Source organism: Exiguobacterium sp. s194, from assembly GCF_018618275.1.
Classification (GTDB): Bacteria; Bacillota; Bacilli; order Exiguobacteriales; family Exiguobacteriaceae; genus Exiguobacterium; species Exiguobacterium chiriqhucha.
The window spans coordinates 37,906-59,532 of sequence record NZ_JACSLT010000012.1; the positions used below are offsets into that span (position 1 = coordinate 37,906).

Below are 21,627 nucleotides of genomic sequence, written 5' to 3' on the forward strand. Positions count from 1 at the left end.
TCCATACATCCATGACTCAAAATCCGAAGACCGGTGCGGGGTCGATATGTCCGGACCATTCGCTCGTCTTGATTTCGAAATGCAAGTGGTTCCCGCTCGATCGGCCGGTCGTGCCGCAGTACCCGAGCGCTTGCCCAGCGTTGATCTGTTGCCCGGTCTGGACGCCGAGACGACTCAGGTGCGCGTACGCCGTGATGTAGTTGTCGTGCCGGACCTGGACGAGATTGCCGTACGGTCCACGGTCCCCACTATAGATGACGGTGCCACTCTTGACCGCGTGGATCGTGTCGGACGGGGTGCAACTGAAGTCGATCCCGGTGTGGTTGTCCCGTTGTCCGAAGACGACGCGCCATCCGAAACGCGATGTCACGTTGAGCGGGATGGCGAGCGGGGAACGTAACCCCGACAACAGTTCTTTCGTGATGACCCGGTCGGCGACGGCGACCGGCGCGAGATATTTCAACACCGCGTCGACATACTCGATGTCCCCGTAACAGGCACCGTGCTGGACCGCGCTCGGGCGATGACAACGATAGATACCGGTGTGTTTCACACGCTGATACATCATCTGCGAAAACGAAATGGCGAGCTCTTTCGAGTAACGTCCGCCGTTCTCCTGGACATACTCGATAAACCCGCCGCCGAAGTTGTAACTCTGTAACGTGAGCTGCACGTCACGGTTCGCCCGTTCGAAGACGGAGGCGAAGTGTTCGACGCCGTAGACGATGCTCTCCTCGGGGGAGGTGATGCATCCGATTCGTCCGCACTTCGATTCGCTCGCTTGCATCGGGTCACTGCCACGGCCGCCACTCTCCTGCATCATGAGCGCGAGTACGAGGTTCGTCTGTTCGGTCAGTCCGTGCTTCGTCAGTTCCGATTCGACCAAGCCACGATATTGGAGCACCTGGTCGCTTACCTGTAGACCTCCTGCGGTATTGAACGTGACGTCGGTCGGTTGTTCATTCTGGACACCCGTGAGCGTGTCGAGGATTCCGACAACGAGGATGACCAGGAACAACACGAGTGTCGCAATGCCGAGCAGGATGAGCCGCCACTTGAGCGTCGCGAGCTGCCATTTGGCTGTGACGGCGAAGCGGGCCGTCCGTTTCGTGGCCGCCCACATCAGGCACCTCCACCGAACAGGGCGAGCTCTTCGGGCGCGACATCGACGTCAAAAATGAGGTTCTGCACACCCGAGATACTGAGGACGACACGCCCCGTCTCAAGTGAGGGGATGATCCGCATCTCGGAGTTCGAGAGTTGGCCATCAAACACTGTTTGGATGATTGGGATGCTCTCCGCGTCCTGTTCGCCGATAATCTTGTATTGCGTCAATTGGAAGAGTGACTTGACGTTCTCCGCGTTCTCGGACTTCGATCCGGCCGGCACGAAGTCGGTGATCAGATGCGACACGAAAAAGATGCCGCCGAAATACTTGCGCGCCTCGCGCATGCAACGTTGCAGATACAGGATGGCCGGTTGGGCGATGTCGCGCGTGTTGATCAAGTGGTGCGCCTCATCGATGACGATGAGGTACTTGCATGCTTCTTCGGTCCGGAGCACGCCCTGGTTATAGGCCTTCAGTTGACTCGAGCCGTTGGCAATCATCCCGTCCCACAGCATGTTCATCAAAGAGAACACCTGCGCTTGGAATACCTCGTCGCGCAGGCTTGTCAGGTTCCGGAGCGGGAACGAGACGATGAGCTCCTCGTCGAACCGGTCGATCGAGGAGTGGCCGTCGAAGATGTTGCCGTAGTTATGGACGAGGTTCGTGACGGCGAGCTCGATGTTCTCGAGACGCCGCACCCGATTCGGGCTGATTGCTTCCTTGATCGACGTGCGCGTGTCGTCCGTGTAGAGCTCACGACGCACGAGATGTAAGAAATCGGAGAACGTCGGGTATCGATTCGCCGGATGCGTCGTGATCGGCAGTTCACCCTGTTCGTCCCAGAGCCCGTGCCGGACGTACAAATCCCGGAGCAGGATCTCGAACTCGTTCGTCTCTTCCTGCGTCGCCGCCGGGTTGATGTAGTGATAGAACACGGCCATCTTCGAGAGATGCTGCATGAACGAGAGCGCCTCGTTGGCGCTGCCATCGTTATTCGTCACCGTCTTATAGACATGGAGCGGGTTGATGAGCCCGGCCGACCCGTCGAGCGCGATTTCTTTCCCGCCGAGCTGGCGTACGAGGTCCGAGAACTCGCCGGTGACGTCGAGGATGCGGATCTTATTGCCCTTGATCGCCTGATCGAGCACGGTCTTCTTGAGGAGCGTCGACTTGCCGGACCCCATCTTGCCGATCATGAGCGCGTTATAGAACTTGCGCTGTTTGTCCTTATGGAACAGGTCGAAGATGACGCTACCGTTCGTGTCGGTCGTCCCGTAATACGTGCCGGTCGCGTCCTGGAGCGACGTGAAGTGGAACGGATAGCCGCCGGCGATGGAGAGGGACGGGATCTCTTTCCCACGGCGCCGGTTCGGGAGCTTTTGTTGCTGATCATAGCTCGTGAACAGGCTCTGCCATTCCCACTCCTGTTCGTTCAGGAAGATTGTCGAGCGGAAATTCCGGGCCTCGAGTTCCTCCATCACTTCCTGCACTTTTACCTCGAGTGCATCGAGCGTTTTCGCCTTCACATAGAGGCGCAGATGCAGATATTTCATCGTCTCGCCCTGGGTGATTTGTTCGTAAAGCTCGTTCAGTTCCTTGTACGTCTCCCGGGCGTCGATGCGGTCGATGTTGTCCTTCGCGTTCTCGAAGCGTGTGTTCTGTTCGGCCATCGACTTGTTGATGGTCTGGATGATCTCGCGCTTGTCGGCCGTCCCGATGTCGAGCGTCGTCAAAACGCCCGGCATGTTCAGGATCGGTTCGAGCCAGTAGTCATAGACAAGCGACTGATATTTATAGACATGGAGGCACGACAGATAGCCGTCACCGAGCCGGACGAAGTTGGCCTCAAACCGGATGCCACCTTGTGGCTGAATCTTGGCGATGACGTCAGGGTTATAGCCTTTCTCAATCTTGACGGTCTCCGGGTCCTGTTGTTTGGATAACTTGGCACGTAGGCGCTGCCACATGCGCGTCACTCCTTTCTTCAGGCGTCGAGTTGCGGTTTCGTGTTCGGGTTGTTCAATTGATAGAGCACATGGATTTTCTGGTCGAGCGTCAGCTCGCGCATCGGGTTCGAGCGGCGAAGCAGTTTATAGAGGTGCGTCTTCCGCTCACGTAGCGTCCGCTCGTCGTCGGCATAAAAAAAGAGGAGATAATCGCGATTGGTGCGATGCTCCTCGAGGTATTCGAGCTCCTGCTTCTTTTTGAGTAAAAAGGGCAGGTAGGCCGGAGTCTGATTTTGTCGAATCTGTCGTTCGATGCTGAGCTTCTGCCGCTCGAGACTGAGCGGTGTGTTCAGTGGCACGACCTTGAGCGGGTTCGTGTACGCTTGCAGAAGATAGGCGAGCGAGAACACGTCATGGTCTTTTTCCTCCTCATTCAAGGAGTAGATGTCCTTTGAGGTGAGCTGGATCATGTCGAGATAGGTCCCGTCGCGCATCTCGAACGCCTCGGTCCCAGTGATGTCGACGACCGGTATCAGTTCGGCGACCGTCGATTTGACGACGACCCTGTCTTTGACTTTCCGTTTCTCGACTACGTCCTGTTCGTCGAGCCAGGTGCCTGTGCGTCTCGGTTCCCTTAGTGTGTCTTCAATGAGAGCCATCTCAATCACGTCCTTTCGCCTGCGCATCGAGCGCGAGATAGGTGTCTTTGCGTTTGATGAGCGCGTAGTAGAGCGCGTGGACCATCCGTTTTTGCGGATTAGTCGCCGGCCGGAGCACCATGAACAGCCCGAAGACGACGAGGAAGACCGTGAACGGGATGTGCAGCACGGACGGGATGAACGGGAGCGTCACGAGCCGGAGCACGATGAGCCCGACAAGGAACAGGAAGTCATGCAGATAGAGCATCTTATTGATCTTCAGTTCGGTCGTGACTTCGTTCGGGATCCGGTATTTACGCATGGGTCATCACTCCTTCTTCTCAATATTGTCAGGACGCGGTGGCGAGGTAGGGTAGATCCGTCGCGTCTCTTCCTGGTGCTGGCTATGACGATGCGTCTGATTCTCACGCACCTGTTCGATGACCTCGGTCTCGACGTCGAGCACGGTGTCCTGATGGATGGTCCGTCGGGCGCGGCCTTGGCGTTTCTCTGTTGACGCATCATTCGAATCCATCGTAGAGGACGAAGACGAGGATGAGTCGCCTGAAGGTGGTACCTCATGAGATGTCGGTGTCGTCACGTCATTTCTGTCTACTGATTCATCGTGACGATGGCCTGGTCCGGATGTAGTATCGGTGGACCCGGTGACCGATTCGAGAGTCGACGAATCCGGGATTGGAGAATGAACAGAACTTGAATGATCGTGAATCGACTCCGGTCTTGATGTCTCCGATGATGTTGTTTGATGGTCGGGTCTAGTTTCTGTATTTGATTCAGGGTTCGTCGCATGAATCGATTCGGGAGACGAAGTACGCTCCGACGCTTCGTTCACGTGTGGAGAGCCTTGCGCTTCAAGTTCTGATTCTTGACCACTGATTGATTGCGCAACGTCTTGCGGACTTGTCCGTTTGTCTTGATCAGGTTGAGTACGACTTGCGGTTTGATTCGTCTGAGCAACACCATCTGGATCGGTTTGTCTATCGGCGTCCGTCCGCTGTGGAGCTTGGGCCGCCACACTAAGCGGTGAACCGTTCTTGGGCACGGCGGTTGGATCCATCCGGGTCGTCGCGGCCTCATGAAGCGATGGCATCTTTTGTGCGCTTTGTGTGGCACGCGCGACCTTCGAGACCGCATGGGCACCGGCCGAGGTCACGCCTTTCCCGGCAGCATAGGCGCCGAGCGCGACACCCCAGCCCCGTTTGAGTCCGGCATCGATCCCAAACAGCCGCTCGACCATGTTCGGTCCATCAATCAAGGCGACCGAGAAGGCGATGAGGGCGATCAGGTAGGCGAACCCGTCCAACGTCTCCGCGAGATAGGCGGTCCCAATCGTGTACAACTTGATGGAGACGAAGATCAGGATGATCACGAGGAACGTGTTCAAAATGCTCTGGATGACCTTCTTCGTCTTTTGACCACTGTGCAGGTCGGCCGGTGCGACGAGGATCGCCAAGACATAGTTGAAGGCGAGCTCGAACGACAGGCGCGCCAGTTTGTAGGCGATCGAGAACAGCGTGAAGCCCATGATCCCGAGCGTGACGAAGATGGTCAACCAATTCGGCTGATAGCGGTAGTAATACTGGTTGTTCCACTCGACGCCACCTTGATCGAGTTTACCGAGACTTGTCTCTTTTCCGTTCCATAGAATATAGGACTCGGCCAATTTGTTTCCGGTTGCCGATAAGTCATAGTTGTTCTTGTCGAAAATCTCATTGATTCGGATATTATCAATTAACTCAGTCGGAATGGCATTTAATGATTCGCCGGTAGCAGCATCAAAATTCTTCGAATCGTGCTCAATCAAATCATGTACATTCCGTTTTAAGATACTCTCAGATAATGAGGCTTCTCCGTCATAGAGCGAATCTGTTCCGATTTCTGCGATTGCTTCATCAGAGAATTCCTGAATTCGACTCATAGTTGGTGAAAGTAAACCTAAGATCAATAGTGTGATGAATAGATTGATCAAAAAACTCTCACGTTCAAATTTCTTTTGGAAAATCAACAAGTACCCAGTGAACAAGAAGCTTCCTGCTAAAAGAACATACAAAAAAGGTTGAATCGTAAGAACGAATTCAACCACTTGGTCATTATTGAAAAATGTATTGGTTAATAGGATTTGATCCGTGATTGATTCAAGGCCGTCAATCAAGACTGATAGTCCTCTGACAAGAATCCATCCCATTGAACGCAGTGCGTCATTGACCATACTACTTATTTGGAGTACGTCTTCGTATTCCTGTAATTTGTTGATTAAATCGGAATCAGCCATTGAAAGACCCCCAATCTACTGAGTCCTAGTAAAGAAGTCCGCTAACTGTTGTTCGTAATTGTCCGCCGTCAACATTCCAACATTGATTTCATCTGTGACGTTTCCATCTTGAATGGAGTATAGAACGGCACCTTTTAGTTCGTCAGTGTAGTCAAAGTTACCACGATCGACAAGTGTCTCGCCATCTGGCTGAAACGTATTATAGAGCGTGACTTGTTGGCTCTCTTCGTTCGCTACCTCTTTTACGAATTCGACGAACTCTTCGAATTCACCATCTTCTTCTTTTACAATCAGCAAATAATCATCCTCTTCGGCTGTCATGACCTTCTCAACGTGTTCAATATCACGTTGAACCAAAGACTCATTGGAATTTGAGCAAGCTCCAAGTAAAAACAAGCTGATTCCTAAAGTACCCGCAAGTAGTTTCCTCATAACGTTTACCCCTCCGTCAGACGATTTTCCCCTTCAATAGATCCGCGACTTTTAAATTGACGCGGAAGTCGAACTTATCTATTAGTGTAACAGTTTTCGGGGTGTCTGAGGTGTCGTCCTGATAGACGGTCAGAAAGCCATCGGTCGTCTGGATATTGAGCACATCGCCCCGTTCGAGGCGGACGCGCTGCGTCTCGATGATCCTCGCGACGACACGCAATTCGTTCTGGATTCGCTTCTCTCTCGCACTCTCGGCCATGGGTTCGTCCCCCTCTCTACAGTGTGCCTTGCTTCAGTTTCTCGAGTCGCTTCGCAATCATCGTGCTCAGAAAGCTCTTTTGGCTGTCAGTGACGTCGTAAACTCCTAAGTTCAGGTTCGTTTCGAACTCAGGGAGGGGCATCCCACCGATGTCATGTCCTTCGAACATCGAGCGGAGGATGCTGTCCTGAAGCACATCGCATACCGTCAAGGACTTGTCTTCCTGATTCGATGGAGCGTTGATTTCCGTTTCGTCCTCTTTCTTCGCGAAACGGACGCGGATCTGTTCGAAGTCGAGACCGGCGTGACGGCAGGGGATATCGATGTCATGCAGGGAACGGTCCGTGTCGAAGTCGTCCGCCAGATATTCGTAGCGGTACTTCATCGCCGTCCTACCGCTCAGGAAGATCGGATACGACTGGATGCGCCGTTTCTTCGTGTCCTGGCGCTTGATGACGCGGATGATAAGCATCTCGCCTTCTTTTAATCCCATGACTTCGGTCGCTGTCATGAGCCGACGGCCGTCCACGTTCTCCGTCTTCGATTTCTTGAGCGAGAACGTCTGCCCGGACCGGGATTTCGTGACGATGGTCGCCTCACCGAGCTTCTTCGAGATCAGTTCGGCGGTCGACTCGTCCGCGGTCAACAGATAGTGCGTGTTCCCACAGTTGCCGTCGATCGTCTTCCAATCCTCCCCGTATAGGTTCTCGAGTTGGGAATAGGCCTGGATGACGAGGTTGAAGCGCATGTTCCGACCGAGACAGACCGTGATGATGTTGGCCATGCCCTCGATCGGCGGCATGTTGCCGAACTCGTCGAGAAGGAAGACGACCTGACGCTCGCATTTACCTTGTTTCGTCTGCGAGGCGACTCGAGCGAGCGCCGTGTATACCTGCTTGATGTAGAGCGACGCGATGACGTTGAATGTCGGGTCATAGTCCGGGACGATGAGGAACACCGCCACGGGACTCATCTGGTGCATCACCTCACGGATCTGTATCGTCCCGTCGATTGCGTAGTGGAAGCGACCGCTCTTCTCGTTATGCGCTTCCAGCTGGATTGTCGCAGTGCTTGAGTCGGTCGAGATATGAACGGCGTCTCCAATTTGGAGTGACGACGTATGGTATACGATGAAGCTGCCATCGTCATCGGTCGTGAGCGCATGGGTCGTCCCGTCGGGGAATCTGAACGTGAGCCGGGTCAGTGGCTCGGCCCGTCCGCTGATCCAACGGTTGAATCCGATGCGTCGCATGTCGAGCGAATTCATCGACGTCAGTTTCCCGGTCCCGTTCAACGTGAAGATCCCAAGCTTCGCGTTCGTATTGGCCAGGATACTTGCCCGCGTCTGCCCACCGGAGAAGTGGAGCGTCGCGAATTGGAGCCGGGCCGGATGGTTCTCCGGGAACTGTTGAAAGAACTCGTCGAGTGCTGAGATTTCCTGTCCTTGCCGCGTCACTACCGTCCTTGAGCCCAAATCCGAGAGCATGAGGGCGACGTTGTACATGTTGATCTTCTCCGGCGTGTCCTTCGCCTCCTCACAGAGTCCGAGGATGAGCGCCGTGCACAGGTCGATCGACGAGTTGGCCCAGAACGGGTCCCGTGCCTTTGGGTCATGGTACAACATGAAGGCGACCGAGCGTGCATACTGTTGGGCGAGCGAGTAGTTCTCCTCGAGGAATGCGTCGATTGTCAGCTGCAACAGATTGTATGACATCGATTGGAGCGGGTTCATCAGGTTCAACACCTCGACCTGATAACCGCGTTGCTCGAGCGACTCCTTCGAGGCGGCGAAGAGCTCACCTTTCGGGTCGTTGATGATCAGGCTCGCTTGGTCACGCGCCCGGCTGTATAGGTCAATCGTCGAGAAGACGAACGTCTCGCCCTTCCCGGACCGGGTCGTCCCGATGACCAGGTTGTTGACGGGCGAGTCATCGATGAACAGCTCGTTTTTGACCCGTCCTACGGGGACACCACCTGATCCGTCATACCGTTTCTTCCGGTCCGGTACGCGGCGGTACTGTTGTTTCAGTTCATCGAATGAGGTGAAGCGGGCACTCCCTTTCTGATTCTTCCGCAGATCCCGGAAGTTCAGCCATACCTTGCCGAACACGACAAGACCGATGAACAGACTGAACGCGATTAGTACGAGCAAGACAGTCGAAGAGGGAAGACTCACCTCCAAGAACAAAGAGGGTGAGAGCGTCGGAATCGCCGCTCCGGCCAAAAGCCCTTCCTTTAGAATTGGGGTCATGATGTGTCGAATGATGTTGTAGACCCCGTTCAACAGATAAAAAATCCCGACCGGCAGCACCATTAGGCAGAACAGGGCGGGGAAGATCAGACGTATCGGGAATCGTGGTGACAGAGACTGAGTTCTCAATTATTTCACCTACCTTAATCTGAATAAAGAATTGTATCTAGGTTAACTTCTTCTGCAGCGATAGTGGCTTGAATCTTCTCACGAGCCGAAGTGTCCTTGCTAGAGGTCTTCTTCAGTTTCTCGTTCAGTCCGTTGATAGTGGCCGTGATATCTTGGTATTTATCAATCTTTACTTGTGCGGCAGGGTCGTTCGTCTTGGACGCCCATTCGTTTGCAGATTCGATGTCCCCGAGAAAGAGATAGGTGATCACTTTCGCGGAGACGCGGGGAGCAGTCCACTCCACGTTATCCGCCTTGGCCACGGTCTCATGGTCCCGTTCCAGTACAGCGATATCGAACGCGCCCTCATCGGTGGGATGTGACGCTTGGAAGTCCTGGAGCCGTTCCAATCTCTCCTTATCGGATAGATCGAGTCCGGCTAACTTCGTTTCGATCAGGATGGGGTCATCCGTGAGCTCGAGCGCTTTCTGGTCTTCTCGTTCTGCGAGATAGAGGTCGACCAATAGGGAATCCTCTTCCTCGGACCGGTCTTTTCGTTCCAGTAAATCGATTAGTGAGGATTCCTGACCTTGGAGCGCCTGGTCGTAAGCATCTAGCCACACCTGTTCGCCCCCGGTTACTTGCTCAGCGTGCGCCTCTTTATCGATGAACCATTGGGTGGCAGTGAACAACGATGTGAAGAGGATTCCAGCCGTGGCCGCCCCGTAGATGAGGCGGCGTTGCAGGCGGGTCAGCCGTGACTGATAGGTCGACGAGACAGTTGTGATTGGTTTAACGGACTGGCGCTTATAGTCGTCCGGTGTCTCGGCCTCGATCTCGTCGAGGAGCCACATCTTCTTCGCGTTATCCTCTTTCTTCGTCCGAATCCGTTGTACCCGGTCCTTCACTTGATGATACAGGTTCGGATAGGTCCCTCCGGTCCCGAACGTGAACGTCCCTCGATAGAGCAGTTCATCTTTCTGGTCGAACAGCCGGAAGTCACCGGAACAGTTCGTCCCTTCCTCGGTACGCGCCTGGTGCAGCTCATGGGTCGCGATGACCGCCTCGGCGAAGGTGAGCCGTTCATAGTTCTGGATCCGTGTGTCAGGCACGTCGGTGAATCGTACAAACAGCATCTCGTTCCTCCTCTCGTTTCAAGCAACAAAAAAAGCCTTCCGATTGGAACGCTACGTAAGTGTTCATTAGAATTTGATATTCTGGTCGACCATCTCGGCAAGCGTGAACGCACCCATGACGATGATCAGGCCGACGGCGCCCCCGACGAGCCAACCGACGGCCTTCGAGCGACCACGATCACCGCCGAAGATGAAATAGAAGCCCCCGATGGCGAAGGCGATGGCAGCGGCGATGACGGCGAGTCCCTGAAAGAACTGAAGCAAGCTGAGCCCTGTCTCATTAAGTCCCATGTCGTTCCCTCCTTAGTCCTGGTGCGCCGACGACTTGAAGCTGAGCTTCGCCTCGAGCGCCTCTAAAATGAGTTCCTGGTTGTCCTGGATAACCTGTTGGTGCTGTTCGTCGAGCCATTCCTCGTAGTCCTTCCCACGGATGCGTAAGAGTTTCTCGGCGAAGCTACGGTTCTGTTTCTGTTCTTTTGATGCCACAGTACACACTTCCTTCCCTTGATTTCGTGATGTGCAGCAGCACATCATTAAGGACAGTCGGATTCGGTGCGGTGGGTTTCTAGCCGTTCCCCCACGAACTCCGCTCCTCGTTGTGATGAGGAACTGTACAGGGTTTTTCGATGACCCGGAACGATGCGGTGACCTTGTGGCGAGTTTTAGGCGACTCTCGCCGAACCATCTGTGCGTAGATCCCGCCCACCCGGTCACTGGTGAGGGACACGCCGGTATGTGATTGGAGGAGACCATCCTTAAGGATGTGCTGCTGCGTCGATGTCGGTTACTGTCGGACTCTTTTCCGTTTCTTGACGTGGATGAGCTCGTCATCCGGGTTCTTGCGCTTGGCGAGCACGTGCGCGTCACAGACGACCGTACGGATTCGATAGTAGAGTTGCGTCAACTGGATCGTCTCGCCGCTCCCTTTATCGATGCCGATGAAGCCATGCAGCTCATACGTCTTCCCGTCGAACGTACGGACCGAGTCGGCTTGTGGCAGTTCCTTTAGGTCGAACCGGCGTCGCTCGAGCTTGGTGACGGACCGCTTCGCCCCGTAGCCGAAGTCGATGGCGTCCCATGGCACCGTCGCGAGCGTGTGCCCGAACGCGCGGGCCAGGTGATTGATGTCCGCGATCGACGGCACCGAGCGGTTCTGTTCATATTGGCTGATGGCGGGCTGTGAGATTTCTCCGAGTGTCTTCTCTGACAGTTCGACCTGTGACCAGCCCGAGAGCCGGCGGTTCTCCTTCAACCACTCCCCGAATCGATACATAAGCCTTCCCCTTTCTGTAAACCAGAGCGGCGACCAAACAGATGTTTCCTTTTGTTGGTTCCAATATAGCAGGATTAAGTTTAAAAATCATCAGTTTTCTGATATGTCAGAAATTTTACAATTGACGATTCTTGTCGAATCCGCTCTACGTGAGGGTTTATGGGCAACAGAAACTCAATATTATTTGAGTTGTCGCACAACTGTAAAAAAATAACGCTTTGAGTATAGAAAATAATGACAAGTATTTTGATTTCAAGAGATTGTGGTAGGGTAGAGGAGTAGAAGGGTTCGTAAAGAATAAGGAGATAAGAGAGTACTTAGATCGTGGGGTGAGCAAGTGGAGTTGAACGAGGCAATCATCGAGCGTATGAAGGAGCTCGCGGCGGAACATAATATGACCATTCACCAAGTCGTTAAAAAGGGCGGATTGAACCAAGCAACGATTTCAGAGTTGATGAGTGGACGTACAAAACATCCGAAGGTGAGCACCATACAAAAATTTTGTAATGGCTTAAATATCTCATTGAATGATTTTTTTAATAGCAATAAATTTGATTAGTCTATTAAAAATATTTTCTAAATTTATATAAAGGGCTAATGAGTACTTATTTAAATTATAAGAATGGGCACAAACCATCTGCTTTAATCTAATTCTCAAAAGAATTTATTGAGATTTTTTTTATGAGCCATTAATTAACTAGCTGAGTTGGAAATTCGTTATATAAAAAACAGTACAAACTTAACTTTCATTGAAACTTTTTGAGATACAGATTTTAAACTAATTATTTTAATGGTATTATTATCCTTACTGACTATCATTTATCAATATATTGTAAAATAAAAAGCGAAAAGGATTATATTATGAATTATATAGACTATAAATTATTCATTAATTTTGCTGATAACTGTATAGAACTAAAAGAAGTACCGATTAACTATGATTACTATAGCTTCATAAAAGATAACATTAATGAAAACAGTGAACAGATAGCGATTCCTTCTAACATCATGATTTCTTTTTTAAAACATAACTTTTCAAAGAAGAGAGCAGAAATTGTACATTTAGATTTTATGGATGACGATGAAGATTACCATGCTCATCTTGACCAGTTAATTAATCAGATTAATAAAAATAGAGAAGACTTTTTTATTTTAAGTGATGAATTATCTTTTTTATCTGACAGTAAAACAGTTGAAATAAGAAGTTTAAGGTTAAGATTTATTACAAACAATCAACCTGTCGACATTACTATTTTTATTAATGGAAAAGTTTCAGCTTCAAGTAATGAAGTAACTTCTGATGAGCTATCAGAAATGACTGATTGGTTATGGGAGCAAGTCAAAGAATGGATATAAAAAAAATATTAACCTTTATTGACCTAGTGTTACCTTTTTTTGTAGTAATCGGATCTATATTTTTCAATGCTGTATGTTTAATAGAGCCACCTTTCATTCCGGATAAGTTTCATTGGTCAGTTAGTCTGGCAATTTATGCTGCTCTTTTGAACGTTATAAGCAAGGTCACATTAATTCATTTCCAAGATAAACTATCTGAAATTCGTTTGGTTTACTCAATTGATCCGGATGAATATCTCGAAAATCAAAGTGCTAGAGTTAATTTTTCAGAAGATGGTGCTGTTGTATTTATAAATATAATAGTAAGTGGTTCTCCAAAACGTATCCTTGCCTCTAAAATAAATTTAGTGTTTCCAATCGGTGTTACTATTCAAAAAACCCAAGAATCTCATTTGAAATACCAAATTAATAAGAAAGACAACTCAATAATTATTGAACTTAATCAGGTCTTTAATCATAACCTTAAAAAAAGTCTTAACAATCACTCTGCAGAAATAAGTTTTAGATTAATGAAAAAAGATAGAGTAATTAATTCTCCTGTTGAAACGCGTTTAGAGTCGAAGTCTTGGAATACTGAATTAAATTGTAACGAATTATATCTACTGAAATGAGGATCAGCTTATGGCGTGGACAAGATGGATAGATAACGAAACGGATAGTCTCAATCAATCTATACAGAAATTTTTGAGTGACAACGAAGAATTAAATAAAAATTCGACAGTACGTTATGAAAATCTTAAAAAGACTAAAGTCTATAGTAGTGACCAATTATTTTCATTTAATGGTCAATCCATTAACTATAACGTTGTAACTTTCTCACTTAATTCAGTTGTTGGTGACAACATTACCCAAGTCAAAGGTACTATTATAATTTATTCTATCGCCGAGAGAATCCACTATATAATTAATCGAAACTCGGATGCAAAAAAATTTTTACGATTACTTTTGAATTACAAGGTTAATAATGCAATTTTAGAGCATAATCCCAATTTCAATAACGATATATTCCTTTGGTGTGTAAAACGTGTATTTGAAAGAAAAAATATTTTCACATTAAATACATCAACAAAACCTGACAAAAAATTAGTTATAAATTCAATACTAGGTATGAAGGGACAAACATCCGATTTAAATAAACTTACTGCTACAGGTAGTTCAGTTTTAAATTTAGTAAGTACCCTTGCACTTCTACTGGAAAGTCACTTGATTGAACAGACCAAAATTCGCCTTGAATATACAAACCACAATAATCTTGAAATTGGTTTAAACAATAAAGGCGTAATTGATATTGATTTTAGAAGCTATATTGGTCAACACAATGATAACAATGAGGTCGAAAAGACCGCTAAAATTGTATTACTTGCTTATTTAGAAGTGATACCAGCTCTAATCGATCAACTTGAAAAAGATCAACGTTTAAACAAGTGGAATCATCTAGAGAAAAGTACGTTTTTGACAAACATTGAAAAAGAAATCGGAGAAAGAATTAATAAGATGAAAAAAACATTTTTAGAAGAGCAAGGTAAACTGAATATTTAATAAGAGTTTATTTGGTTCTTAAACTTAACGTGATTTAAATAATCACGTTAAGTTTTTTATTTATTAACTTGTGATAATATAAGATTATCGCAAGTTAATTATTTTTATTTGATATACAATTAAATGATGTATTACTTTATAATCACTAAAATATACTGTAAAACATCTGTATACAATGAAGAATACATATGTATTACATAAAAAACATTAGATACTAAGGGTATGTTTTTATTATTGATGAAAATTGATTAGAAAAGAGGAAGAGACATGGAAATCGAGAAAAAGCAGCAGGCGTTCGAAGTGGCATTGCGAGAATTGACCGGGGCGAATCCGAAATTAGCCGAGGCGCTGAAAAAGGACCATATCGATCTCGATACGTTAACTGACATCGAAGTAATTGAATTGTTCTGGGCAACGGAATTATTCCCAATCTACGCTGATAAGAGTCCGCACACGCGTCGTGCCTATAAGCAAGATCTCGAGTTCGTTCTCAGTTTTGTGATGACCAATACCGAAGGTCTAAAGCGCTTAACCGTTCTAGATATTCATCGTTATTTGTTTGACGTAAACGAGCAATATTCACCTCGCACGGCACAACGCAAGAACAATATGTTAAAGCGTCTCTTAACTTACCTTCATATTAATCAATATCATCAACACAACTTAGCTTTCCATGTGAAAAATCAGAAACGACCAGAGCCCCTTCGTCGAGAAGTTGATTTTGAAGAGATTGAACGCATTGCTGAATCGTTTCGTTATACTGTTCAACGAGCACAAAAAAAGGAGCTCATGGAGCTCCGGAACGAGACGATCGGTTATTTGTTATTGACGACCGGAATGCGTGCTTCAGAACTTCTTTCCGTAAAATTCAATGACGTGAAACGAAATCAACATACATTCTACATCGAAGTAAAAGGGAAACGTGATAAATGGCGTCGAATCCCACTCACCGAAAAAGCGAGTCTTCTAATCAATCGATTGCAGACACTTATGATGATTGAAGAAGTAGATTCTTCTTACATCGCTTTTAGCACGAAGAAGACAGGGAACGCAATGACTTATGAAGCACTCCGCTTAATGACTCATAAAGCTGTGGAGTTCATAGCAGCGGAGACCAATAGTCCCCCACATTGGTTCCGTCGTGCTTATATCACGAAACTTCTTAGTAATGGGAGCCCACTCATTAGGGTCATGGAGTGGGTCGGACACGAGTCGATTAATACTACGAATGAATACCTCCAGTCTGTTAACCAACTCTCAAATTTGACTAAATCTGACTTACCGTTCGAATAATTCTATACTCAATCTATTAAAATTCTATTAATGAATAACAAGTGATTCGATTGTTTAGAATTTGGCCCTCCATAATCTATTAAAAGAATTTACTTCTATCGAACCAATCACTGTATTATTACAAATTTTCAACTGATAATAAAAAAACTTATGCTGATAAACTGATAAAACGAGACAAGAGGAGCATCATTTCTTTCTGGGATGATGCTCCTCTTTTTCATCTATTAAAATACTCATATTTTAAAAATAAGGGGTTAAATGTTTATATATGGCTCATCACCATAAGGTGTGGTTGACACATAAAATCCATCGGATTTGAATCGAACATAGAAAAAAAGCGAAAACTCCGGTATCGTAATTGTTGCTTAGACAAACCACGATTGGAGTTTTCGCCTTGTCCCAACAGTTTATCAAATTACTTCTTCCACTTCCAGACCTTTTTCAGATTCAGATGTCTTCAGACGAAGAACCAAACGTTTTCCCGGTCATCCCGGATCGACATGACATCCCTTGCCCGCTTTGCCAGAGAAAGACAGTCCTGCATTCGAAAAGGCGACGTCGCTTCCGACACGGTTATGCGTGGAACGTCGGTGTACTCTGGATTGAGCTGGATGTCCCACGTCAAAGATGCATCTCTTGTGATTTGACGTTCGTGTATGACTACGGTCTTGGGCTCGTCCGCACCTCCACCGAGGTGTTCCGGAAAGGCATCGCAGAACGTTGTCACGGACGGACGATCTCAGATGTCGCACGTGAATACGGATTACCTTACACGACGGTGGAACGATGGTTTTATCGGTACGCCTCAGTAGAGACAGAAAAGCATACGACAGACGTCCTCGTCGACGAGTTCGCCACACGAAAAGGACATCACTATGCGACGATTACCCTCGATGCCGAGAGTGGTCGACTCCTGTCCATTGTCCCGGGAAGGGACGTCACGGCCATCACGGCTGCACTCCAAGGCATAGCCGGAGACATCCGTTCTGTCGTCAGTGACTTTGCACCGGCGATGGCGAAGGCCGTCGTACATGTTTTCCCGGATGCGAAACATGTGCTGGATCGTTTCCATCTCATCCAGTTCTTCACGGACGCCCTTCGCCGCCGGCGTCGTTTTTTGAACGAGGCTCGACGTCACCATCATGTCCGTGTGATTGACCGTGCTCTCGCCTGTCGTCCGGAGACGCTGTCCCCCGAAGACCGGGAGGTCGCCGATTCTTGCCTTCGGGAAGATCCGTTCATCCGGGACCTCTATCAAGGACTTCAACATATCCGATATGTGCTGAAGGCCACGTGCTATGGACAGGCGAAACGTCGACTGACCAATTGGTTGGACCGTTACCAGTTCCATCCGTGCGGACCTCTCGCAAAAATCGCGAAAGCGATCCGGGGGCGTGAGGAAGCGATGCGTCAGAGCATTGTATCAAGGCTATCAAATGGGAAAATGGAAGGAACGAACAACAAAATCAAGCTCATCAAACGCCGTGGTTATGGCTATCGAAACCTTGAACTGTTCTTTTTAAGATTGTATCTAGAAATCGGTCGTTAAAATAGCAACCACGAGTTATGGTGATGAGCCCAATTATTAGAAATTTACCAAAAAATGGGAGAAGAATATCAAAAATTATTTGAAAAAGTGGAAATAAAACTTTATGAACTAACTAAGGAAGCATACATTTCCTAGACTTCGATCCGCCACAAAGCTTATGGCTGCGATTGCTATTCTACCCTGTTCAAATAATGGAAAAGCGATTTGAAATTCAAAAAAAATTTGTTATAATAGTCACATGAGAATCAATGAAGCATATTAAAACTAAATAATGAAAGCTTTGGAATATAACAGATTTTGTTTGTTGGTTATATTCATTGTGATCTGAACAGGCGGTGGACATATAAAAGGTCCATGCAGCCGGGCTGCAATTTTTGCGGCAGCAGAGTATGTAAATAATAAGGGCATACCTGTGGGACAGTTAATTTTGTTCTATAGGTGTGCCCTTTTTTATATATATATTTCTAAATAAAGGGGAATGAAAAGATGAGATGAAATGGATTTGTAATAATTGGTAAGCAAAAAAACAAAAAATAAGAAAGAGGTTTTAGAAATGGTTGAGTATCTAACAAAAAGTAGGCAAGGACAATTTTTAGTTGTCGGTGTTTTATTTACAATCTTAGGGTTTATCTTTATCCCACTAAATGATGCATACAGTTCCATACTATTTTATATTTCAATTTTCTTTTTAGGCTTCTATGCGGCAAAACATGCTGTTGTTGAAACGATTAAAGATCGCTCACCAAATGTCGACCTATTAATGGTTTTGGCAGCAGTTGGTGCAGTAATCATTGATTTTGAGTCTGAAGGAGCGGCGTTGCTATTGATTTTTGCTGCTGCAGAAGTTTTGGAAGATTATGCAACGAACAAATCCACCAGCGCGATTTCAGAATTAATGGCGCAAGTACCCGACACAGCCCAAGTGCTAAAAGAAAATGGGGATGTAGTGGTTACCCCTACGAAAGAGTTAGTTATTGGGGACATTGTCGTGGTATCGAAAGGTGGTAAAATCCCTATTGATGGCTTGATCGACCGAAATGCAATCGTGAATGAAGCGGCTTTAACGGGTGAGTCTGTCCCAGTAGAAAAAGAGTTAAAGGAGGAAGTTTTTGCCGGAACGATTAATGAAGGAAATGTTTTTCATATAGAAGTAAACAAGACACTGAATCAAACCATGTTTTCCAATATTATCCGGATGGTTGAAGAAGCACAAAACAAACCTTCTCGAATCGCAAAGTTTATAGACCGTATTGAAAGTAAGTACGTGATTGGCGTTTTAATTATCGTACCTATTTTCATCTTCTTTCTATATTATTTCCTAAGCCTACCATTAGAAGAAGCATTTTATCGTGGAATGGTACTTTTAACAGTGGCTAGTCCATGTGCATTGGTGGCATCAGCTACACCGGCTACGTTAAGCGCGATAAGTAATGGAGCCAAAAACGGTATCTTATTTAAAGGTGGAGCCGCAATGGAAGCGTTAAGTACAATGAATATTTTGTATACAGATAAGACCGGAACATTGACGTATGGCGACTTCCAAGTGGTCGATTATCATTTGGACCAAGAGCTGTTAAAAGAAGTCATTTATATGGAGCAACAATCCAGTCACCCAATCGGAAGAGCAATTGTTTCTGCCTTTAAAGAGATTAACTTAGCACAAGTGAATCAAGCAGAATCGATTGAAGAAATTGCTGGTTCGGGAATTAAAAAAGGGGCAATCCTAGTTGGAAAACCGGATGCATTTAAGCAATATGATAAATTTGATCAGTTTGAAAAGCTACTGGAAAAAGGCGATACGACCATATTTGTAGCGAAGGGAAATGAAGTCGTCGGTTACTTCTCACTCCGGGATCGAATTCGTCCGCAGTCAGCGAGTACGGTTGCGGATTTCCAAAAAGAGGGCATCAAGGTTTATCTTTTAACGGGAGATAACGAAAAGGTTGCGGCACAGGTTGCAAAGGAAGTAAAGGTAGATGACTATATTTCTTCCATGTTACCGGAAGATAAAATAGATTTTGTCTTAAAAAGCCAAGGAAAAGAAGAAGTTGTTGGGATGATTGGCGATGGGATCAATGATGCACCCGCGCTAGCGAATGCAGATATCGGAATTGCGATGGGAAGTGGCTCGTCAGTCGCAATGGAATCCTCTGATGTCGTTGTAGTGAAGAATGATTTGTCTAAATTGTTTTATAGCTATCAGCTAAGCAAGAAATTAAATAAAATCATTATTCAAAATGTCATTTTCTCCATCGCTGTTATTGTCAGCTTGATTACTTTAAATATGTTCGGCGTTCTGGGACTTCCTTTAGCAGTACTATTCCATGAGGGCTCCACAATCCTCGTCATCTTAAACGGCTTGCGGTTGTTAGGGTCCGAAAAAACAAAAGCGGAATTAAGTGGTGCTTATTAGACTGCATCATGATATTAGCTGAAAGGGTGAGCGAATATCTACAGCTTTTTAAATTTGTATCTGTAGGGAATGAAGCTTACCCTTGGCGAAAGCCTAAATCGTCAAAAAAGCTGATAATTTCTGAACAGAAATTATCAGCTTTATCTATTTTAAATACATGCTAAAAATCGTTTATTCAAACTTGATTGTCATCAATTATTAAAAACAATAAAGGAGCTATCATAGAGTTATACGAAAGAGTAAAACAAAAAAGACCGCGCAGTGAAAAACTATTTTCGAAGGAAAACCACTTCTTGATGAGGATCAATTCTTAATCTGATTCAATCCAGTAGACTTACATTACAAACAACAAACAGGAGGAAAAAATCATGCAAAGGTGTATTTTAGGAAAGAAAAATCAAATCACCGTCATCAGTGGCATATTAATCGTAATAATTTCCTTCGTTATCGATGGCCTCGATTTGGATGGCAACGGACTTATTTTTTAATCTAGCCACTTGAAGCACCTCGCCAATCTCTTGTTCGGACATTTGGGGCTTTGGGGAATTGATGTGAGCCAATCCTTTTTGAATTTTTTCCTGTTCAGCTGTGTGTTCAGATAAGAAAAAGCCCGCCCATTTTTTCATACCCCGGTCTTGATATTCGTCATTCAAATATTTCATGGATAATCACTCCTTTAGAACCATTATAAGAACAAGTGTTCGTTTTGTGAAGGGGGACAAGGAGTAAATGTCCTGATTTTTTTTATCAGCGACTTTCATTTACTGATGAAAAGAGAGAATAATAACAAAAGCAGGGAAAAGAAAAACTCCTATAATCGCAATCGTTTTTCCTTAAAAGACAAGAGTATGGAGTGCTTTTTTCAAAAGCATATCTATTGAAACCATTTTTTCGTTTTGTGTCGCCATACGCCCTGAACGATCCGAAAGAGCTGGATCAGGGCTTTATCATTTCGGACTGTTCTTAGCGGCAATCTCCATGCGGGAGCCCTTCCCTCCGGTCCCACATGTATCTATCCGAGAACAGAAAAGCAATTCCAGAACCGTAAAAACTTTTTTCTCTTTCCATTTCTTTCCTTTCCAAAAAACTTTTTATCTAAAGGAATCCTAACCGCTAAAGCGGAAAGGATTCCTTTTTTCTTGATTTCCTTTTTTCCTCATGATTAAAGGCTAGCCAACAAAACGGAAAAAATTCAGCTTTTGAGCTCACATCTATGCGACTCAAAACAAAAAAAGGAGTGGAAAAACATGAATAAACAAAAAGCAGTAGTAGCAGTGAATGATTTGATACTATTTTATATACACCTTTAATACCTATGAAACTATTTTTAAAATAGATAAAATGAGTACCAACTAATGATAATTGGTGCTCATTCTATTGACTGTATAACAAAAATTTCTTCCTCTAAATTAATATCAAAAATTAACTTTACTTTTTAATCCCTAGATTTTAATACTCTTCCAATTTCACTTTTATATTCTTCCATAATCAATTGATTTATTTTTTCGAATTTTTCTAAAGTTTTGATATTAAAACTTAATCTATCGATATCATTTTGCGTTTCACTATCTGTAAAATCATCAGTACCCCAAATTAGCTCCTCGTACAATACAGTCATTTTATTTTTCTCTATTTGACCTTTTGAAATTTCTAACCATTTTATTGTAGCTTCGTTAGTAGAGATTTTTGTAGCTTTATTCAAAATATGCAAAATCCATATCCGAGCAACTTTATCAATTTCTATTGCTAAATCTAGCAAAGAATTAAATTCTTCTGAATCTCCTTTTGATGAATCATTTCTATCGAAAAAGTAATTTTGATTACGTTCAGGATCAAGTCTATTAAGCGTTCGGAAAATAGGTTCAAAGTCGGTAAATGGTTTTGTTTTCCCAGGCAGAATAACTTCGTGCTCCCAAAGCTTAAGAATTGTTTCAAAACACTTTTCTTCTGCCACTGCTTTTTCGATTCCCGTAGAATTTTCTGCAATTTTTATTTGTTCAGCAATATAATGAGCCATCCATCGTCCTAATGTA

Annotated in this window: 21 protein-coding genes and 1 riboswitch; of the genes, 7 read left to right on the forward strand and 14 right to left on the reverse strand. The window is 46.0% G+C overall.

Features of this window, described 5'->3' with window-relative positions:
• Positions 1–16: 16 nt before the first annotated feature.
• The 12 genes from KNP85_RS14100 to KNP85_RS14155 form a co-directional block, all read right to left on the reverse strand.
• Positions 17–1,123 carry a lysozyme family protein gene (locus KNP85_RS14100; RefSeq protein ID WP_214803693.1) on the reverse strand — a complete coding sequence of 369 codons (1,107 nt, stop codon included), beginning with the start codon at positions 1,121–1,123 and terminating at the stop codon, positions 17–19.
• Entirely contained in the window at positions 1,123–3,075 is a 1,953-nt protein-coding gene (locus KNP85_RS14105; protein WP_214803695.1) for a VirB4 family type IV secretion system protein, read from the reverse strand. The genes KNP85_RS14100 and KNP85_RS14105 overlap by 1 nt, the downstream gene beginning before the upstream one ends.
• Before the next feature lie 17 nt (positions 3,076–3,092).
• Positions 3,093–3,713, reverse strand: coding sequence for a hypothetical protein (locus KNP85_RS14110; RefSeq protein WP_214803698.1), 621 nt, complete (start codon positions 3,711–3,713; stop codon positions 3,093–3,095).
• A 1-nt stretch (position 3,714) separates the two neighbouring features.
• Positions 3,715–4,014 carry a DUF5592 family protein gene (locus tag KNP85_RS14115; RefSeq protein ID WP_214803701.1) on the reverse strand — a complete coding sequence of 100 codons (300 nt, stop codon included), beginning with the start codon at positions 4,012–4,014 and terminating at the stop codon, positions 3,715–3,717.
• A 6-nt stretch (positions 4,015–4,020) separates the two neighbouring features.
• Entirely contained in the window at positions 4,021–5,985 is a 1,965-nt protein-coding gene (locus KNP85_RS14120; protein ID WP_353048944.1) for a pLS20_p028 family conjugation system transmembrane protein, read from the reverse strand.
• A 15-nt stretch (positions 5,986–6,000) separates the two neighbouring features.
• Positions 6,001–6,417, reverse strand: coding sequence for a hypothetical protein (locus KNP85_RS14125; RefSeq protein WP_214803707.1), 417 nt, complete (start codon positions 6,415–6,417; stop codon positions 6,001–6,003).
• 16 nt (positions 6,418–6,433) lie between these two features.
• On the reverse strand, positions 6,434–6,676 hold the full coding sequence (locus KNP85_RS14130) for a hypothetical protein (RefSeq protein ID WP_012390470.1): 243 nt from the start codon (positions 6,674–6,676) through the stop codon (positions 6,434–6,436).
• 16 nt (positions 6,677–6,692) lie between these two features.
• The gene (locus tag KNP85_RS14135) at positions 6,693–9,056 is read right to left on the reverse strand and encodes a VirD4-like conjugal transfer protein, CD1115 family (RefSeq protein ID WP_214803709.1); all 2,364 of its coding nucleotides are present in this window, start codon (positions 9,054–9,056) and stop codon (positions 6,693–6,695) included.
• A 14-nt stretch (positions 9,057–9,070) separates the two neighbouring features.
• Entirely contained in the window at positions 9,071–10,171 is a 1,101-nt protein-coding gene (locus KNP85_RS14140) for a hypothetical protein (RefSeq protein ID WP_214803711.1), read from the reverse strand.
• A 66-nt stretch (positions 10,172–10,237) separates the two neighbouring features.
• Positions 10,238–10,462, reverse strand: coding sequence for a hypothetical protein (locus tag KNP85_RS14145; RefSeq protein WP_012390467.1), 225 nt, complete (start codon positions 10,460–10,462; stop codon positions 10,238–10,240).
• A 12-nt stretch (positions 10,463–10,474) separates the two neighbouring features.
• Complete coding sequence (locus KNP85_RS14150) at positions 10,475–10,657, reverse strand: hypothetical protein (protein ID WP_214803713.1); 183 nt, start codon at positions 10,655–10,657, stop codon at positions 10,475–10,477.
• Positions 10,658–10,955: 298 nt separating this feature from the next.
• Entirely contained in the window at positions 10,956–11,444 is a 489-nt protein-coding gene (locus tag KNP85_RS14155; protein ID WP_214803715.1) for a helix-turn-helix domain-containing protein, read from the reverse strand.
• 367 nt (positions 11,445–11,811) lie between these two features.
• Between KNP85_RS14155 and KNP85_RS15940 the strand changes: the two genes are divergently transcribed.
• From KNP85_RS15940 to KNP85_RS14190, 7 genes are all read left to right on the forward strand, one after another.
• On the forward strand, positions 11,812–12,003 hold the full coding sequence (locus tag KNP85_RS15940; RefSeq protein ID WP_353048945.1) for a helix-turn-helix domain-containing protein: 192 nt from the start codon (positions 11,812–11,814) through the stop codon (positions 12,001–12,003).
• 302 nt (positions 12,004–12,305) lie between these two features.
• Entirely contained in the window at positions 12,306–12,800 is a 495-nt protein-coding gene (locus KNP85_RS14165; RefSeq protein WP_214803721.1) for a hypothetical protein, read from the forward strand.
• Positions 12,773–13,411: a hypothetical protein gene (locus tag KNP85_RS14170; protein WP_214803724.1), complete on the forward strand. Its 639-nt coding sequence runs from the start codon at positions 12,773–12,775 to the stop codon at positions 13,409–13,411. The genes KNP85_RS14165 and KNP85_RS14170 overlap by 28 nt, the downstream gene beginning before the upstream one ends.
• Positions 13,412–13,421: 10 nt before the next feature.
• Positions 13,422–14,339 (forward strand): hypothetical protein, encoded by a 918-nt coding sequence (locus KNP85_RS14175; RefSeq protein WP_214803727.1) that lies wholly within the window; start codon positions 13,422–13,424, stop codon positions 14,337–14,339.
• A gap of 267 nt (positions 14,340–14,606) precedes the next feature.
• Positions 14,607–15,632 carry a tyrosine-type recombinase/integrase gene (locus tag KNP85_RS14180; protein ID WP_214803730.1) on the forward strand — a complete coding sequence of 342 codons (1,026 nt, stop codon included), beginning with the start codon at positions 14,607–14,609 and terminating at the stop codon, positions 15,630–15,632.
• A 394-nt stretch (positions 15,633–16,026) separates the two neighbouring features.
• Positions 16,027–17,181, forward strand: a complete 1,155-nt coding sequence (locus tag KNP85_RS14185; RefSeq protein ID WP_214803732.1) for an ISL3 family transposase — start codon at positions 16,027–16,029, stop codon at positions 17,179–17,181.
• Between the two features lie 314 nt (positions 17,182–17,495).
• Positions 17,496–17,604: riboswitch (NiCo riboswitch) on the forward strand.
• A 130-nt stretch (positions 17,605–17,734) separates the two neighbouring features.
• Positions 17,735–19,594 (forward strand): heavy metal translocating P-type ATPase, encoded by a 1,860-nt coding sequence (locus tag KNP85_RS14190; RefSeq protein ID WP_029336210.1) that lies wholly within the window; start codon positions 17,735–17,737, stop codon positions 19,592–19,594.
• Positions 19,595–20,016: 422 nt separating this feature from the next.
• On the opposite strand, the gene KNP85_RS14195 is transcribed toward KNP85_RS14190, so the two are convergent.
• The gene (locus KNP85_RS14195) at positions 20,017–20,256 is read right to left on the reverse strand and encodes a hypothetical protein (RefSeq protein ID WP_002316697.1); all 240 of its coding nucleotides are present in this window, start codon (positions 20,254–20,256) and stop codon (positions 20,017–20,019) included.
• A gap of 773 nt (positions 20,257–21,029) precedes the next feature.
• Positions 21,030–21,611, reverse strand: a complete 582-nt coding sequence (locus KNP85_RS14200) for a hypothetical protein (RefSeq protein WP_214803736.1) — start codon at positions 21,609–21,611, stop codon at positions 21,030–21,032.
• Positions 21,612–21,627: the final 16 nt, after the last annotated feature.

What these genes read in the sequence shown, in the direction of transcription:
- KNP85_RS14175 (WP_214803727.1), top strand. Translation starts at nt 13,422, where the DNA reads ATGGCGTGGACAAGATGGATAGATAACGAAACGGATAGTCTCAATCAA.
- KNP85_RS14120 (WP_353048944.1), bottom strand. Translation starts at nt 5,985, where the DNA reads ATGGCTGATTCCGATTTAATCAACAAATTACAGGAATACGAAGACGTA.
- KNP85_RS14165 (WP_214803721.1), top strand. Translation starts at nt 12,306, where the DNA reads ATGAATTATATAGACTATAAATTATTCATTAATTTTGCTGATAACTGT.
- KNP85_RS14130 (WP_012390470.1), bottom strand. Translation starts at nt 6,676, where the DNA reads ATGGCCGAGAGTGCGAGAGAGAAGCGAATCCAGAACGAATTGCGTGTC.
- KNP85_RS14195 (WP_002316697.1), bottom strand. Translation starts at nt 20,256, where the DNA reads ATGAAATATTTGAATGACGAATATCAAGACCGGGGTATGAAAAAATGG.
- KNP85_RS14170 (WP_214803724.1), top strand. Translation starts at nt 12,773, where the DNA reads ATGGGAGCAAGTCAAAGAATGGATATAAAAAAAATATTAACCTTTATT.
- KNP85_RS14145 (WP_012390467.1), bottom strand. Translation starts at nt 10,462, where the DNA reads ATGGGACTTAATGAGACAGGGCTCAGCTTGCTTCAGTTCTTTCAGGGA.
- KNP85_RS14110 (WP_214803698.1), bottom strand. Translation starts at nt 3,713, where the DNA reads ATGGCTCTCATTGAAGACACACTAAGGGAACCGAGACGCACAGGCACC.
- KNP85_RS14180 (WP_214803730.1), top strand. Translation starts at nt 14,607, where the DNA reads ATGGAAATCGAGAAAAAGCAGCAGGCGTTCGAAGTGGCATTGCGAGAA.
- KNP85_RS14200 (WP_214803736.1), bottom strand. Translation starts at nt 21,611, where the DNA reads ATGGCTCATTATATTGCTGAACAAATAAAAATTGCAGAAAATTCTACG.
- KNP85_RS14115 (WP_214803701.1), bottom strand. Translation starts at nt 4,014, where the DNA reads ATGCGTAAATACCGGATCCCGAACGAAGTCACGACCGAACTGAAGATC.
- KNP85_RS14190 (WP_029336210.1), top strand. Translation starts at nt 17,735, where the DNA reads ATGGTTGAGTATCTAACAAAAAGTAGGCAAGGACAATTTTTAGTTGTC.
- KNP85_RS14155 (WP_214803715.1), bottom strand. Translation starts at nt 11,444, where the DNA reads ATGTATCGATTCGGGGAGTGGTTGAAGGAGAACCGCCGGCTCTCGGGC.
- KNP85_RS14100 (WP_214803693.1), bottom strand. Translation starts at nt 1,123, where the DNA reads ATGTGGGCGGCCACGAAACGGACGGCCCGCTTCGCCGTCACAGCCAAA.
- KNP85_RS14125 (WP_214803707.1), bottom strand. Translation starts at nt 6,417, where the DNA reads ATGAGGAAACTACTTGCGGGTACTTTAGGAATCAGCTTGTTTTTACTT.
- KNP85_RS14140 (WP_214803711.1), bottom strand. Translation starts at nt 10,171, where the DNA reads ATGCTGTTTGTACGATTCACCGACGTGCCTGACACACGGATCCAGAAC.
- KNP85_RS14105 (WP_214803695.1), bottom strand. Translation starts at nt 3,075, where the DNA reads ATGTGGCAGCGCCTACGTGCCAAGTTATCCAAACAACAGGACCCGGAG.
- KNP85_RS15940 (WP_353048945.1), top strand. Translation starts at nt 11,812, where the DNA reads ATGAAGGAGCTCGCGGCGGAACATAATATGACCATTCACCAAGTCGTT.